We start from the raw sequence: 13,113 nt of genomic DNA, 5'->3' as shown, positions 1-13,113 counted from the left end.
ATTATTATCTCCGATGATTCACTTTTACTTCCTCAATCCGCGTATGTGCCAGTTGGGGGTGCGGAATGTGGGTTAGAAGAAGGAATTTACGTTGATTGGCTACGAATTGTTGCGATCGCGCAGCGTGTGCACAGCACGTATCGCCTTTTCCAACCAATCTAAATAAGTCTGTTCCCGTTGCTTCACTAAGTCCAAAACCAGTCGGTGCAGTTTTTGTTCACGCGATGCAGTCGGATTACTCAAAGATAGAGCCTCGATCGTCTCACACTGGGCTAGCTTTTCTTGCCGTGCTTCCAGTTCCTGCTCTAGCAGATACACGATCTCCTCGTTAGGCAACTGAGCCGCAAAATAGAGTTGCGCCAGCAACGGCTCTCGCAGCACGGGCAACGGATGATGCGTCTGGAGCCAGTGGGTTAACTCTGCTTCACCTGCTTCAGTAATCCGGTAAACCTTGCGATTGGGGCGATCGTGCTGAATCTCAACAGTACAGGTAATCCACCCCTGTGACTCCAGTTTGTCTAAAGTCCGATAAATCTGTGCCTGATCTGCTGGCCACAGATGGGAAATGCAATCGTCAAAGCACTTGGTTTTGAGGTCGTAGCCTGTCCGCTCCTGTTGTTGGAGCAGACCCAGAATCACATGGGCAAGAGACATAGGCGGTTTACCGAACGAACAGGGAGGACAAGCCCTACCCATAGAATTTATATCCTTCTATGCTATTATATGACTAATCATATATAAGATAAATCGTATAAACTGTCTGATTGGAGGCAACTGTATGACAACTCAAACTCAAACACTCCGAACCGTTGCTGGAATCATTAATAGTGTAGAAACGCTTGAAGGAGCAGGCTTCTTGGTGCGTCGTCCCTTTCCCAAGAGTAGCTTTTCCGAGTTTGACCCCTTTCTCCTCCTCGATGAATTGGGTCCCGTGAATCTGAAGTCCGGTCAAGCAAAGGGCGCACCGGATCATCCCCATCGTGGCTTTGAAACCGTCAGCTACGTCCTGGATGGACGGTTGGAACACAAAGATTCGTTCGGTCATGCCGGACTGCTCAATCCCGGTGATGTGCAGTGGATGACCGCTGGGGCAGGCGTAGTGCATTCCGAAATGCCAGAAGCTGAGTTTACCCGCACGGGCGGGCGACTGCACGGCATTCAACTGTGGGTCAACTTGCCGCAGCGGGACAAGATGATTGCTCCTCGTTATCAGGAAATTCCATCAGCGCAGATTCCGGTGGCTCAGACCAAAGATGGGGCCGTGACGGTGCGCGTGATTGCGGGAGAAGCGTTGGGGGCGAAAGCGGTGATTGAAACCCGCACCCCGATTATCTACCTGCACTTCACGCTACAACCGGGAGCAAGCATTGTTCAACCGATACCGGAAGAGTACAACGCCTTTACCTATGTCCTCGATGGGTCTGGTTTGTTTGGCACTGAGCAGGAACGGGGTGAGGATGGGCAAATGGTGATTTTTGCACCTGATGGTGAGGAAGTGGCGATCGCCAATCCTGCGGATGCCACCCAGCCCCTTGATCTATTGCTGATTGCTGGAGTGCCGCTGAATGAACCTGTGGTGCGCTATGGTCCTTTTGTGATGAACACTGAAGCCGAAATCCTGCAAGCGATCGACGATTACCGAAATGAAAGGATGGGACACATTCATGCTTAACACGCTTCAAAACCGCATTACCCAACATCAACTTCTGACCAATATACGCATCAAGTTATTGCATTTGCATAAACTGTTGTTGGATACAGAGCGTATTCGTTACGAACAAGTGCGCGGACAGATATCTAACAGTGAATTGCTGCAACTGGTGATCAATCACGATCAATTTGCCTGGTTGCATCGCCTCTCAGAATTGATTGTGCAAATTGATGAGTTAATCCACTCTGATGAGCCTGTCACTTCCGAGGCGATCGCTGCTCTCATTGCTGATGTTCAGATTCTACTCACACCTGATGAAGTTGGAAATGACTTTGCTGTGAAGTATGATAGGGCACTTCAGCGTAACCCCGATGTGGTGCTAGCTCATGCTGATGTGGTCACACTGCTAGCGACTAAAGTTCAACTATAAATTTAGCAGTTCGTCCAGGTTAATTTTAATCTGGACGAACTGCTTTTAGGCATTATATTTACCGAATCGTAAGCATTCGCGGCGTGTTCAGGTGTTTATTAATTTCCTAGTTCAGCGATTTAGGAATCCGTCCTATTGGGAAAGGAACGTTTGACGAACGATACTGCCTACTCTGACAGTTAATCTGCGAATTGATGTATTTCCTAAACGAATTGATGCGCCCGATTATAACTTAAGTTATAGCTAGCCTTCTACTCCACGATGGAATGGTTACTCTATCAATTTGTACTGTAAAAAATTTAACTCGCTATAGACGACGGCTTGAAGGCGATCGCCTATATTGAATTTATGCAAACAGTCATCCAGGCAATGAATTGAGCAAATTAATTGCAAAGTTCCATGCTTGATGCAGATTTAGAAAGATGAACGACGATGGTAGCCGCAGTTCCTTACTTGTACCGCCTTCAGCCCAAGATTGGATTCAAGGTGTGTTGAGTGCCAAGGTAGTGCTGGTGATGTATGGAGACTATCAATGCTCTAGAAGTGCGAACGTTTACAAGATGATTAAAGCGATCAAACGAGAGCTTAGTGCTGCTTTTGGAGAAGATTATTTATGCTTCATCTTCCGTCATTTTCCACAAACACAGATTTATCCCCATGCTCAACGGGCAGCCCAAGCCGCCGAAGCTGCCGCCGCCCAAGGAAAGTTTTGGTTAATGAGCGATACTTTATTTGACCATCAACAAAGGTTGGAGAACGGTTATCTTGTCGAGTACGCCAATGATTTAGGGCTTGACATTCCTCAATTTCTCAAAGAGTTGTCTAAACAAGTGCATGTTGATCGCATCAATGAAGATATCGAAGGCGGAATACAGAGCGGAGTAACGACTGCCCCAGCCCTGTTTATCAATGGAAGTCGGTATATCGGGCACTGGAACACGACGGAGTTGATGGCAGCCATAATTGCTGCAAGTCATTAAGTTCCCCGATCTTTGCTCCCAATTCATATCTGATTTGTCTGTAAGTGCGGTAAGTTATCTAATTTTGATGGCTAGGATTTTGCCTGTTTCACTGAACAAAATTGCCACTTTTTGAACTATGACAACAGTTACCATGCCAACAACTGAATTTCTGGGTATTGATTTATTCAATCACAAATCACTATTTCATTGAGGATAGTTCTATGACGCATTCACTAGTACAAGGCAAGAATAATCCTGGGCATGAAGGTACACCTCAGACTGGTTCTCTTCGCGACTCTTCAGTTAATCATGCCCTGATTGCGATCGCGCAAGAAGTCACTGAGTTGCTGAGACAAACTTACCTGAGACAAACCGATGAAATTAAAACAGGAGAAACAGAATGATAATGCAAGATAAAGTGGCGTTAGTCACTGGTGGCACATCGGGAATTGGTCGTGCAACGGTGTTAGCGTTCGCGCAGCGTTCCGAAGGAAAGCTTAACTAAGTTATCGCCTTCGGTGCTGCTGGAGCAAAGGTCGTATTCTCAGGCAGACGCGACCGACGCAGAAGGTGAAAAAACCGCCAAACTGATTCGCGAAACAGGCGCTGAATGCTTATACGTCCATTGAAACAAGTTCACTAACATCACAAGAATCTGACAAATCATTTTAAGAATCTGAAAGCAGTCAAGCATTGGAACTCAAGACACTTTAAATAGATAGAACCAGGAGTATTTAATCATGGTCAAAGAGCAAACTGTAGACGGACAAGCAAATTTACAAGCAACTACCAATTTGACACCAGCCCAGGAGTCTTTGCAAGCACTTTGGGAAGAGCATTTACAGTACGAGTTTGGCACTCACAGTACTGAAGATGCCCTCGCTACGATGGTTGAAGATGCTTACGTTAACCACATCCCGGTAATGACTGGGGGAGTCGGGAAACCAGCAGTGCGCGAGTTTTATTCCAAATACCTCATTCCACAGATGCCGCCGGACACGGAGTTGACCCTAATCTCGCGCACGATCGGAACGGATCAACTCGTCGATGAAATGGTGTCTACGTTCACTCATACGATCCAGATGGACTGGATGCTACCTGGCGTTGCTCCCACCGGAAAACGGGTGGAAGTGCCAGTAGTAGCGATCGTCCAGTTCCGTGACGGCAAAATAGCCCACGAACACATTTACTGGGATCAGGCAAGTGTATTGGTTCAAGTCGGCTTGCTCGATCCGGGTACACTTCCCGTCGTGGGCATTGACAGTGCGCGTAAGGCGATCGATCCCAACTTACCTTCAAACACACTAATCGATCGCGACTAAGTGTAGGAGCCAGCAAATATCAATGCCTAAACCCGCCATTTTGCAACCAGGATCGCAACTCGCCTGACCCAGCCACGTTCTATACCCGTGGTGAAAAAGGCTATCTGGATTATCCAGCCCTAGCAAAAGTTTAGAAACTTAGAAAACGAGATAACTCACATGAAAGTTTTGATTGTTCTTGCACACCCAGAGTCGAAAAGCTTTAACGGAGCAATGTTTCAGACAGCAATTGACACGTTCAAAGACTCTGGGAATGATGTTCAATATTCAGATCTCCATACCATGAGATTTGACCCTGCATCCGATCGCCGCAACTTTACGTCTGTCAAAGATCCTGACTACTTTAAGCAGCAACTTGAAGAGATGTATGCAACTGAAGTTGGAGGATTCATTCCAGAAATTGAAGCTGAGATCCAAAAACTGGAATGGTGCGATCTGATGATTTGGCAATTCCCTTTGTGGTGGTTCAGTGTCCCTGCAATTTTAAAGGGGTGGGTCGATCGCGTCTTTGTTATGGGGCGTGTTTACGGTAATGGACATATTTATGAAACGGGCAGATTTCGAGGTAAGCAAGCAATGCTCTCGTTGACCACAGGTAGCACAGAAGAGGACTATCTTGCAGGCGGTTTTAACGGTGATATCCATGCTATTCTGCGCCCAATTCAGCGAGGGATGCTGCAATTCGCTGGTTTTGACGTTCTTGCTCCGCAGATTGTTTATGCCCCCGTTCGCCAAACAGATGCAGTTCGTCAACGTATCTTGAATGATTTTTCGCAACGATTGCGAACCATTGAACGTGAGTTGCCGATCGCCGTAGGTCAGTATTGATCGGCATGGAACTGACGGGACTAGATTTATGGGGCACGCAGCCAGGATCGTACTCATCCTGGTTGTAGGAGGCGCTTCTTATTGCTGGCTTCTACACGTATTGCTGCCCATTGAGTTTTTGACGCAAGTAACATAATCATTCACAACAAGAGGTAACTATCATGATGCTTAAAGACAAGGTTGCTTTAGTGACGGGAGGGACATCGGGAATCGGTAGAGCTACCGCGATCGCTTATGCCCAACAACAAGCAAAGGTGGTGGTGGTGGGTCGTCGAATGGATGAAGGTCAAGAAACTGTTCGATTGATTAAGGAAGCTGACGGAGAGGCGATTTTTGTGCAAGCAGATGTCACAAAAGAAGCCGATGTTGAAGCAATGGTTGATAAAGCGGTGAGTGTTTTTGGTCGGTTAGATATTGCCTTTAATAATGCAGCAACTATCGGCGAAAACCCCTCATTAATTGAGCAAACAGAAGCGGAATATGATCGCACGATGAACGTCAATGTCAAAGGCGTTTGGTTGTCGATGAAACATGAAATCGCTCAGATGTTGAAACAGGGAAGTGGTGCGATCGTCAATATGGCATCTGCAAATGGAGTCGTTGCATTTCCTACCTTCCCCCTCTACACCGCGAGTAAAAGCGCGGTAATCGGTTTAACAAAAGCTGCTGGGCTCCAATATGCCAAAGCGGGTATTCGCATCAATGTCGTTGCACCAGCGGTAATCGAAACAGATATGTTTGAAGCAGCGACAGGTGGGCAGGATGAAGTCAAAGCTTACATGGCAGGACTTCACCCGATCGGACGGATTGGAATACCGCTTGAAGTTGCAAATGCAGTTCTGTTTTTATCATCTGACATGGCATCGTTCACAACAGGTGCAACATTGCTGGTAGATGGTGGGTTTGTAGCGCAGTAGTCGATCGGCAATGCAAAATATAGCAAGTCTATTTGAGTCATGAATGTAGAACCACCTGAAACGCTTGTGATCATTGAATCGATTGTTTACAAATCAAATGGTTTTGCTATATTGCAGTGATCGAATGCGCGATGGCTAGCTTTTGCCTGTTTTGTTGAGCAAATTGCCAATCTTTGAACCATGCTAACAATTACAACGCCAACCCTTGAAGCCAAGCGCAAAGGCTTAACGCACACCCGATTGCAGCAAGTACTCGGCTATATTCGTACTCACCTTGATCGAGATTTGTCACTGACTGAGCTTGCAGAAGTAATCAATATTAGCCCGACTTACTTTGCGAGTTTGTTTAAGCAAACAATGGGAATTTCTCCCCGTCAGTACGTGATTCAACAGCGCGTGGAACAGGCAAAGTTGATGCTATCGAAAACAGATTTGGCGATCGCAGACATTGCCCTACAAGTAGGCTTCTCCAGTCAAAGCCATTTGACGCAGCACATCAAGCGATTCACGGGAAAGACCCCCAAGCAGATTCGTTAGCACCATCATTACATTGAAGTTGAGTTAGGCAAGAATCTGAAGCAGAAACAGAACTAAGGTTGTATCTTCGTCCACAACGTCAACTAAGAATGGATCGTACAAAAATGAGTATTCAGCAATTAATTACGCCCGAAAAGCATGACTTAGGTGGGTTTAGCGTACAGCGCATCTTACCGAGTGAAACCCTAAAAATGGTTGGACCTTTCATCTTCTTTGATCACTTAGGCCCAGCTATTTTCCCGGCTGGAAAAGGCGTCGATGTTAGACCCCATCCACACATCAATTTAGCGACGGTTACCTATTTGTTTGAAGGAAGTCTTCTGCATAGAGATAGTCTAGGTACAGTACAAGAGATCTTTCCGGGCGAGGTGAACTGGATGACAGCGGGCAAAGGTATTGTTCATTCTGAGCGATCGCCCGAGAGCTTTAGAGAGAAAGAATCTACTCTTCACGGCATTCAGACCTGGATTGCCCTCCCCGAAATCGCTGAAGAAGTTGAACCCAGCTTTTCACATTATTCGGCGACTGATTTACCGAGGTGGACTCAAACAGGCACTAGCGCGACCTTGATCGCCGGTAGCTATCAGTCTCACCAATCACCAGTTAAAACCTACTCTGCTACTCTTTACCTAGCGCTCGTTTTCACGGAGGGTAGTCAATTTCAGCTAGCGCCAATAGAAGGTTTAGAAAGGGCAGTTTATAGCGTCACATCTGGCCTATTCGTAAATGGAAAGCCTTTAGAGCCATATCGTCTAGCCGTTTTAGCGCCGGATGAATCAGTAAATATCAGTGCGGGGGCTGAGGCAAAAGCAATGATTATCGGCGGGGCACCAGTGGGCGATCGCACAAAGTACTGGAACTTTGTGTCGAGCCGCTCAGCGCGTATCGAGCAGGCAAAACGAGATTGGCAAGACCGCCGCTTCCCGGCGGTTCCCGGTGAAACTGAATTCATTCCGCTCCCTGATAATTCAGATCACGGTAGTAGCGCGCCCCCTCTGAGCTGACGATAGTTAGGCGTTTTTGCTGAGCGAGAGAACAGCAGCTTAACTCGTAAAGCAAGGCTTTCTACTATTTCGGATTAAGTCTATTTCATTCGCAAAACGCTTGGGAAATGATATGGAAGTCGGAATTGACAGTTTTGCCTCGGTTGGAACGAGTGAGAATGGTGAAACGGCGGATGCCGCGCAGTCTGTCGCCGAACTGCTGGAGAGAATAGAGCAGGCGGATCGTTCCGGCTTGGATATCTTCGGTATCGGCGAGCATCATCGGCATGAATTTTTAGATTCGGCAAACGCGGTTATTCTCGCCGCTGCCGCCGCACGCACCGAGCGTATCCGTCTAACCAGCGCGGTTACGGTGCTGAGCGCGGCTGACCCGGTGCGTGTGTTTCAACAATTCGCCACGCTCGATTTGATTTCAAAAGGTCGCGCCGAAATGGTTGTCGGGCGCGGCTCGTTCACCGAAGCCTTTCCGCTATTTGGATTTAGCCTCGGCGATTACGACGAGATTTTCGCTGAAAAGCTGGAACTCTTGCTCAAAATTCGGGACAATGAAACGGTCGATTGGTCGGGCAAATTTCGCCCCGCGCTGGAAAACCAAGCAATTTATCCGCGTCCGCTGCAAAAGCCTTTTCCCATCTGGATCGGGGTCGGCGGTACGCCGCAATCTTTCCTCCGCGCCGGAATGCTTGGACTGCCGCTCGTGGTTGCCATTATCGGCGGCGAAACGCATCGCTTTCGCTCGCTCGTAGATTTATACCGCGATGCCGGAAAGCGCGCCGGGTACGCGCCCGAAACATTGAAAGTTTCATTGCATTCAATCGGTTATGTCGCCGACACGACTGAACAAGCCGTTGAAGAATTTTTTCCGGGCTACGCCGAAACCTTTACTAAAATTGGCAGAGAGAGAGGCTGGCCGCCTGTTACGCGCGCCGATTTTGACGCGCAGCGCGGCGCAACCGGCGCATTACTGGTCGGCAGTCCCGAAGAAGTGGCGGAGAAAATCCGCCGTCACAGCGAATCGCTCGGCGGCATTTCGAGAGTAACTTTTCAAATGGACAACGCGCAGATGAACCACGCCCAACTGATGCGCTCCATTGAATTGATTGGAATGCAAATGTCGCCACTCTTGAACAATTAAAATATGCGGGCATGGTTCAACTTAAGTTCCGCTAGGGTAACAAGACAGAGAGACGAGCTGGAACACCGCTTGAAGTTGCAAATGCAGTCCTGTTTTTATCATCTGACATGGCATAGTTCGTAACAGGTGAAACGTTGATGATAGATGGTGGGTATGTAGCGCAGTAGTCGATCGGCAGTGCGAAACGTTGCGACCAAGTGGCGATCGACCTGCATCATCCGCTCGATCACTCTCCGTGCCGTTGGTTCCTCAAGGGCATCCCGATATAGCAAAACCATTTGATTTGTAAACAATCGATTCAATGATCACAAGCGTTTCAGGTGGTTCTACATTCATGACTCAAATAGACTTGCTATAGTAAGCAGCGTTTGATTGAGCAGTAATACATCCAAAGGAGTCCATCATGACGACAACACTTGCAGGCAAAGTTGCACTGGTAACAGGTGGTTCTCGCGATTTAGGAGCGGCGATCATAGGGTATGCAAAAGCTCAAAACTTTTACACTCACAATTAACGAAAGGAAAAGAAATGGCTGAAAAATTTGGTGCAAAATCGACCGCCGACGAGGTGCTTTCCGGCATTAATCTCAAGGGAAAGCGATTTCTCATTACGGGTGCATCGTCAGGCATTGGGCTTGAAACCGCCCGCTCACTGGTCTCTCACGGCGCTAGCGTCGTCGGCGCGGTCAGGAACCTCACTAAAGCTGAGCTAGCCACTGCATCGGTTCGTGATGCCGCGTCGCAGGGCGGCAGCCTGGAGTTGATCAATCTCGATCTGGCATCCTTGCAAAGTGTTCGCGCCTGCGCGGATAAACTGTTGGCTGACCGTCAGCCGTTCGATTCCATTATCGCTAACGCTGGCGTTATGGCAACTCCATTCGGTCGGACGATCGATGGCTTTGAAGTCCAGTTCGGGACGAACCATCTGGGTCATTTCGCCCTGATCAATCAGATCGAGCCGTTGCTCGCCGATAATGGACGGCTGGTAGTCCTGTCGTCGCTCGCGCATCGCGGTGCCGATATCGACTTGGACGATCCGAATTTCGAGCAGCAGGTGTACGATCCAGGGGTCGCTTATAGTCGGTCGAAAACCGCCAATTCACTGTTCGCTGTGGAGTTTGACAGGCGGCATCGAGATCGCGGCATTCGGGCTGCTTCGGTGATGCCCGGAAACAGTCTGACGGATCTACCCCGCCATTTCTCGCCGGAGGACTTGCAGGGACTTTTGAAGACTGTTGACGCAGCACGCACCGAAGCGGGTCTGCCGCCGAAAGAGTTGAAAGAAATTCCGCAGGCAGCCGCGACGTCGGTCTGGGCAGCAGTCGTGGCGAATAAAGACGAGATCGGTGGACACTATCTCGAAGATTGTGCGATCGCGCCGATCAATGACACGCCCAACCCGTTTGCCGACGGCGTAAGGTCGTATGCGCTTGACGCTAACAAAGCTAAGCAGCTTTGGGCGAAAAGCGAGGAATTGATCAGCGCTGTATCCTAAAGGTTATCGCGCAAGAATTTGACAAAACACCCTAAGAATCTGAAAGAAACCGAGCCTTGAAATTCACTACGCTTAAGTTAAATCAAACGAGAATCCGACGCAGCATTCATAGGAGATTTCAATGCCTTATCGCTTCGACTTTTGTCAATAAAATTTAGATGCGTTTACCCTGGGATTTGGAATAGTCAGGAAAAACTATTCATGAGAAAGTTCATTCTTCGGTTAGTTATTATCGTTCTGGTTGTCAGTGGGCTTGTTGGCTCTGGTTGGTTGAATCGTGCAACCCCTGCTTCCACCTGTGACATCGCAACTCGCTCTACAAAAATCGAGAGTGGAACGCTTTCCTATAATCAAGCAGGGACAGGACAACCGATTTTACTGCTGCATGGATTATTTGCCGAGAAAGAGCAGTGGAATGGCATGATGTGCGAGTTGGCTAGAGCAGGCTATCAAGCGATCGCACCCGATCTACCCGGTTATGCCAAGAGTACTGGATTTACCGTGAAAGACTATGCACTAGAGAATCAGGTAGCCCTCTTGCACCAGTTTGTCGAGCAGCTAAAGATTCAATCCCTTGATGTTGCAGGTAGCTCGATGGGGGGCACGATCGCAGCCCTTTACAGCCAGCTTTATCCCAACCAAGTTCGCAGCCTCGCCTTTATCGGTTCACCGCTAGGCGTAACGAATTGGGCAACTAGCGTCAGGAAATCGATTATTGAGGGCATCAATCCCTTTATTCCGATTACCAAAGAGCAGTTCGATCTAGAAATCAGTCTGCTTTTCGTGACGCCTCCTACGATTCCGGATGAGGTCAAAACCGAGAAAGTGAACGATTATGTGAATCGTAATCGAAATTATCAGCAGACTTGGGACATTGTGAATCTTTATGATGATGTGCTTTGTCAGTTGCCTCACAGTCGGGTTCCGACCCTGGCAATTTGGGGTCAGGAAGACAAAATCTATGATATTCGGGATGTCGATCGCTCACATCGCTGTCTTCCAGGGAGTCAAATTATTCAATTACCCAAAGCAGGACATTTGCTGTTGATCGAAAACGCTCAGGAAGCAGCATCGAATTATCTTGGTTTTCTGAAAACAATCAAAAATCGATAGACGAATCAAGCATTCAGCAATTAGGCTTCAGTGTCGAGGAATTGAATCTCAGCCAGTTGTTGGCTAATGACCTGAACATTAGGCTTACAAAAGAAAGGAGATCACTATGAGAAACAATGGAACGACATGACTATTTAGTTAAGTTGCACATCGCCTTTGGCTGGGAGCGAGAAAACTTTTTTGGTGCTACGAGGCTGTGATATCTGCATTTGCTACTAAACGGTAACTACCTTACCAAATCGTGCGGACTTACGAAGTTAGGGAGAACTTACCTACGCTGAATAGTATTGAAACCCCGTCACTGTTTATTCTAAATCAAGGAGAGTTGGCACAGATGGAATCTATGAAAGCAGCCGTATTAACTGCGTTTGGTGATGCTGAGAAGTTTGAGATTCAAACTGTTCCGATACCAACACTGAAGGCGAATCAGGTGTTAGTCAGAGTTTGTGCAACCTCGATTAACCCGGTCGATTATCAAGCTCGTCGTGGTGATTACAAGGAACTGGTTCAATTACCCGCCATCCTTGGAGTCGATGTTTCAGGGGTGATTGAGGCAATTGGCGAAGCTGTGACTGATTTTCAGGTGGGAGACAACGTGTATTACTCACCGCAAATTTTTGGAGAATTCGGTAGCTATGCTCAGTATCATGTGGCTGATGCAGCGATTGTTGCATTGAAGCCTGCAAATCTATCGCACGTTGAAGCAGCTTCTTTTCCGCTTGCAGGCGGAACTGCTTGGGATTGTCTAGTGACTAGGGGCAATCTACAACTTGGTGAAACAGTTCTCATCCATGCGGGTGCAGGTGGAGTGGGTTCGATCGCAGTTCAACTCGCCAAAGCGATCGGGGCATACGTTTTTGCGACGTGTAGTTCTAGAAACCGAGATTTCGTGACAGAATTGGGCGCAGATCGGGTGATTGATTACAAAAGTGAAGATTACGTAAAAATCATTTGTCAAGAAACAAATGGACTCGGTGTGGATTTAGTTCTAGATACGATCGGCGGAGAAACAATTCAGCGTAGTCTAGAAATTATTCGTCCCTTTGGTAGGCTTACAAGCATTGTAGACGTTGCAATACCGCAATCGCTTCTTAAAGCATGGGGCAAGAATCTGACGATTCATTTTGTTTTTTCACCCCAGTACCGAGCAAAATTAGAGGCTTTGACAAAACTCATTGAGCGTCATCAGCTTCGCCCAGTGATTGATTCAGTATTTTCTTGGGATCAGGTCGTTCTGGCACATCAGCGTATAGAGCAGGGAGGAACACGGGGCAAAGTTGTGCTGAAGTTTACAGAAAATTAGACCAGCTTTACGGCGTTGGTAATTGCTAAACGGATTGGAGTTTGATTGTGTGCTGAAGGTCAATATTGATTGGAACAGGATAAACAGGATGATACTGCAAGATAAAGTGGCTTTAGTTACTGGAGGAACATCGGGAATTGGCAAAGCAACCGCGTTAGCGTTCGCGCAGCGTTCCGAAGGAAAGCTTAACGAAATTATCGCTTTTGGTACTGCTGGCGCAAAAGTTGTCTTCAGCGACAAACCCGGTGTAGAAGGGGAAGAAACTGCTGCTCTTATTTGCGAGACTGGAGCGGAGCGCTTGTTTTAAATCGCACAGTAATACCATAAGAATCTGAAAGAAGTTAAGTGTTGGAATTCACTACACTTAAGTTAGTTAAGACAAAGACGAACTGTACACAAAGTATATAAACGTCGCAT

At 47.6% G+C, this 13,113-nt stretch carries 16 protein-coding genes; 14 read left to right on the top strand and 2 right to left on the bottom strand.

The genetic code is table 11. From position 1 onward, the window contains the following. Window positions 1-99 precede the first annotated feature (99 nt). Window positions 100-654: a PadR family transcriptional regulator gene (locus QUB10_RS28710; RefSeq protein ID WP_333206631.1), complete on the bottom strand. Its 555-nt coding sequence runs from the start codon at window positions 652-654 to the stop codon at window positions 100-102. A gap of 124 nt (window positions 655-778) precedes the next feature. Here QUB10_RS28710 and QUB10_RS28705 point away from each other — a divergent pair, with 124 nt between their 5' ends. The 10 genes from QUB10_RS28705 (at window position 779) to QUB10_RS28660 (ending at window position 8,786) form a co-directional block, all read left to right on the top strand. Continuing rightward, the gene (locus tag QUB10_RS28705) at window positions 779-1,672 is read left to right on the top strand and encodes a pirin family protein (RefSeq protein ID WP_333206630.1); all 894 of its coding nucleotides are present in this window, start codon (window positions 779-781) and stop codon (window positions 1,670-1,672) included. Next, on the top strand, window positions 1,665-2,081 hold the full coding sequence (locus tag QUB10_RS28700; RefSeq protein ID WP_333206629.1) for a hypothetical protein: 417 nt from the start codon (window positions 1,665-1,667) through the stop codon (window positions 2,079-2,081). The genes QUB10_RS28705 and QUB10_RS28700 overlap by 8 nt, the downstream gene beginning before the upstream one ends. Window positions 2,082-2,503: 422 nt before the next feature. Further along, window positions 2,504-3,061: a DsbA family protein gene (locus QUB10_RS28695; protein ID WP_333206628.1), complete on the top strand. Its 558-nt coding sequence runs from the start codon at window positions 2,504-2,506 to the stop codon at window positions 3,059-3,061. A 203-nt stretch (window positions 3,062-3,264) separates the two neighbouring features. Then, window positions 3,265-3,447 carry a hypothetical protein gene (locus QUB10_RS28690; RefSeq protein WP_333206627.1) on the top strand — a complete coding sequence of 61 codons (183 nt, stop codon included), beginning with the start codon at window positions 3,265-3,267 and terminating at the stop codon, window positions 3,445-3,447. A gap of 336 nt (window positions 3,448-3,783) precedes the next feature. Beyond that, a complete protein-coding gene (locus QUB10_RS28685) occupies window positions 3,784-4,365 on the top strand; it encodes a nuclear transport factor 2 family protein (RefSeq protein ID WP_333206626.1) in 582 nt (193 codons plus the stop codon). A gap of 159 nt (window positions 4,366-4,524) precedes the next feature. Then, window positions 4,525-5,193: an NAD(P)H-dependent oxidoreductase gene (locus QUB10_RS28680; RefSeq protein ID WP_333206625.1), complete on the top strand. Its 669-nt coding sequence runs from the start codon at window positions 4,525-4,527 to the stop codon at window positions 5,191-5,193. 161 nt (window positions 5,194-5,354) lie between these two features. Then, window positions 5,355-6,110 carry an SDR family oxidoreductase gene (locus tag QUB10_RS28675; protein WP_333206624.1) on the top strand — a complete coding sequence of 252 codons (756 nt, stop codon included), beginning with the start codon at window positions 5,355-5,357 and terminating at the stop codon, window positions 6,108-6,110. Between the two features lie 180 nt (window positions 6,111-6,290). Further along, on the top strand, window positions 6,291-6,647 hold the full coding sequence (locus QUB10_RS28670; protein ID WP_333206623.1) for an AraC family transcriptional regulator: 357 nt from the start codon (window positions 6,291-6,293) through the stop codon (window positions 6,645-6,647). A gap of 104 nt (window positions 6,648-6,751) precedes the next feature. After that, a complete protein-coding gene (locus QUB10_RS28665) occupies window positions 6,752-7,651 on the top strand; it encodes a pirin family protein (protein ID WP_333206622.1) in 900 nt (299 codons plus the stop codon). A 112-nt stretch (window positions 7,652-7,763) separates the two neighbouring features. Then, on the top strand, window positions 7,764-8,786 hold the full coding sequence (locus QUB10_RS28660; RefSeq protein WP_333206621.1) for an LLM class flavin-dependent oxidoreductase: 1,023 nt from the start codon (window positions 7,764-7,766) through the stop codon (window positions 8,784-8,786). Between the two features lie 98 nt (window positions 8,787-8,884). On the opposite strand, the gene QUB10_RS28655 is transcribed toward QUB10_RS28660, so the two are convergent. Then, window positions 8,885-9,064, bottom strand: coding sequence for a hypothetical protein (locus QUB10_RS28655; RefSeq protein WP_333206620.1), 180 nt, complete (start codon window positions 9,062-9,064; stop codon window positions 8,885-8,887). 250 nt (window positions 9,065-9,314) lie between these two features. Between QUB10_RS28655 and QUB10_RS28650 the strand changes: the two genes are divergently transcribed. From QUB10_RS28650 to QUB10_RS28635, 4 genes are all read left to right on the top strand, one after another. After that, window positions 9,315-10,280, top strand: a complete 966-nt coding sequence (locus tag QUB10_RS28650) for an SDR family NAD(P)-dependent oxidoreductase (RefSeq protein ID WP_333206619.1) — start codon at window positions 9,315-9,317, stop codon at window positions 10,278-10,280. Window positions 10,281-10,481: 201 nt separating this feature from the next. Continuing rightward, window positions 10,482-11,393: an alpha/beta hydrolase gene (locus tag QUB10_RS28645; RefSeq protein ID WP_333143970.1), complete on the top strand. Its 912-nt coding sequence runs from the start codon at window positions 10,482-10,484 to the stop codon at window positions 11,391-11,393. A gap of 343 nt (window positions 11,394-11,736) precedes the next feature. After that, a complete protein-coding gene (locus tag QUB10_RS28640) occupies window positions 11,737-12,696 on the top strand; it encodes a zinc-dependent alcohol dehydrogenase family protein (RefSeq protein ID WP_333206618.1) in 960 nt (319 codons plus the stop codon). A gap of 88 nt (window positions 12,697-12,784) precedes the next feature. After that, window positions 12,785-13,003, top strand: a complete 219-nt coding sequence (locus QUB10_RS28635; protein WP_333206617.1) for a hypothetical protein — start codon at window positions 12,785-12,787, stop codon at window positions 13,001-13,003. Window positions 13,004-13,113 lie beyond the last annotated feature (110 nt).

This window comes from Microcoleus sp. B5-D4, from assembly GCF_036705145.1.
In the GTDB taxonomy this organism is placed as follows: domain Bacteria; phylum Cyanobacteriota; class Cyanobacteriia; order Cyanobacteriales; family Microcoleaceae; genus Microcoleus.
Note: the sequence above shows the minus strand (reverse complement) of the source record. Positions and strands in the feature narration are given on the sequence as shown.

Excerpts from the sequence above, each read along its gene's own strand:
- QUB10_RS28710 (WP_333206631.1), bottom strand. The coding sequence starts at position 654 with ATGTCTCTTGCCCATGTGATTCTGGGTCTGCTCCAACAACAGGAGCGG.
- QUB10_RS28705 (WP_333206630.1), top strand. The coding sequence starts at position 779 with ATGACAACTCAAACTCAAACACTCCGAACCGTTGCTGGAATCATTAAT.
- QUB10_RS28700 (WP_333206629.1), top strand. The coding sequence starts at position 1,665 with ATGCTTAACACGCTTCAAAACCGCATTACCCAACATCAACTTCTGACC.
- QUB10_RS28695 (WP_333206628.1), top strand. The coding sequence starts at position 2,504 with ATGAACGACGATGGTAGCCGCAGTTCCTTACTTGTACCGCCTTCAGCC.
- QUB10_RS28690 (WP_333206627.1), top strand. The coding sequence starts at position 3,265 with ATGACGCATTCACTAGTACAAGGCAAGAATAATCCTGGGCATGAAGGT.
- QUB10_RS28685 (WP_333206626.1), top strand. The coding sequence starts at position 3,784 with ATGGTCAAAGAGCAAACTGTAGACGGACAAGCAAATTTACAAGCAACT.
- QUB10_RS28680 (WP_333206625.1), top strand. The coding sequence starts at position 4,525 with ATGAAAGTTTTGATTGTTCTTGCACACCCAGAGTCGAAAAGCTTTAAC.
- QUB10_RS28675 (WP_333206624.1), top strand. The coding sequence starts at position 5,355 with ATGATGCTTAAAGACAAGGTTGCTTTAGTGACGGGAGGGACATCGGGA.
- QUB10_RS28670 (WP_333206623.1), top strand. The coding sequence starts at position 6,291 with ATGCTAACAATTACAACGCCAACCCTTGAAGCCAAGCGCAAAGGCTTA.
- QUB10_RS28665 (WP_333206622.1), top strand. The coding sequence starts at position 6,752 with ATGAGTATTCAGCAATTAATTACGCCCGAAAAGCATGACTTAGGTGGG.
- QUB10_RS28660 (WP_333206621.1), top strand. The coding sequence starts at position 7,764 with ATGGAAGTCGGAATTGACAGTTTTGCCTCGGTTGGAACGAGTGAGAAT.
- QUB10_RS28655 (WP_333206620.1), bottom strand. The coding sequence starts at position 9,064 with ATGGTTTTGCTATATCGGGATGCCCTTGAGGAACCAACGGCACGGAGA.
- QUB10_RS28650 (WP_333206619.1), top strand. The coding sequence starts at position 9,315 with ATGGCTGAAAAATTTGGTGCAAAATCGACCGCCGACGAGGTGCTTTCC.
- QUB10_RS28645 (WP_333143970.1), top strand. The coding sequence starts at position 10,482 with ATGAGAAAGTTCATTCTTCGGTTAGTTATTATCGTTCTGGTTGTCAGT.
- QUB10_RS28640 (WP_333206618.1), top strand. The coding sequence starts at position 11,737 with ATGAAAGCAGCCGTATTAACTGCGTTTGGTGATGCTGAGAAGTTTGAG.
- QUB10_RS28635 (WP_333206617.1), top strand. The coding sequence starts at position 12,785 with ATGATACTGCAAGATAAAGTGGCTTTAGTTACTGGAGGAACATCGGGA.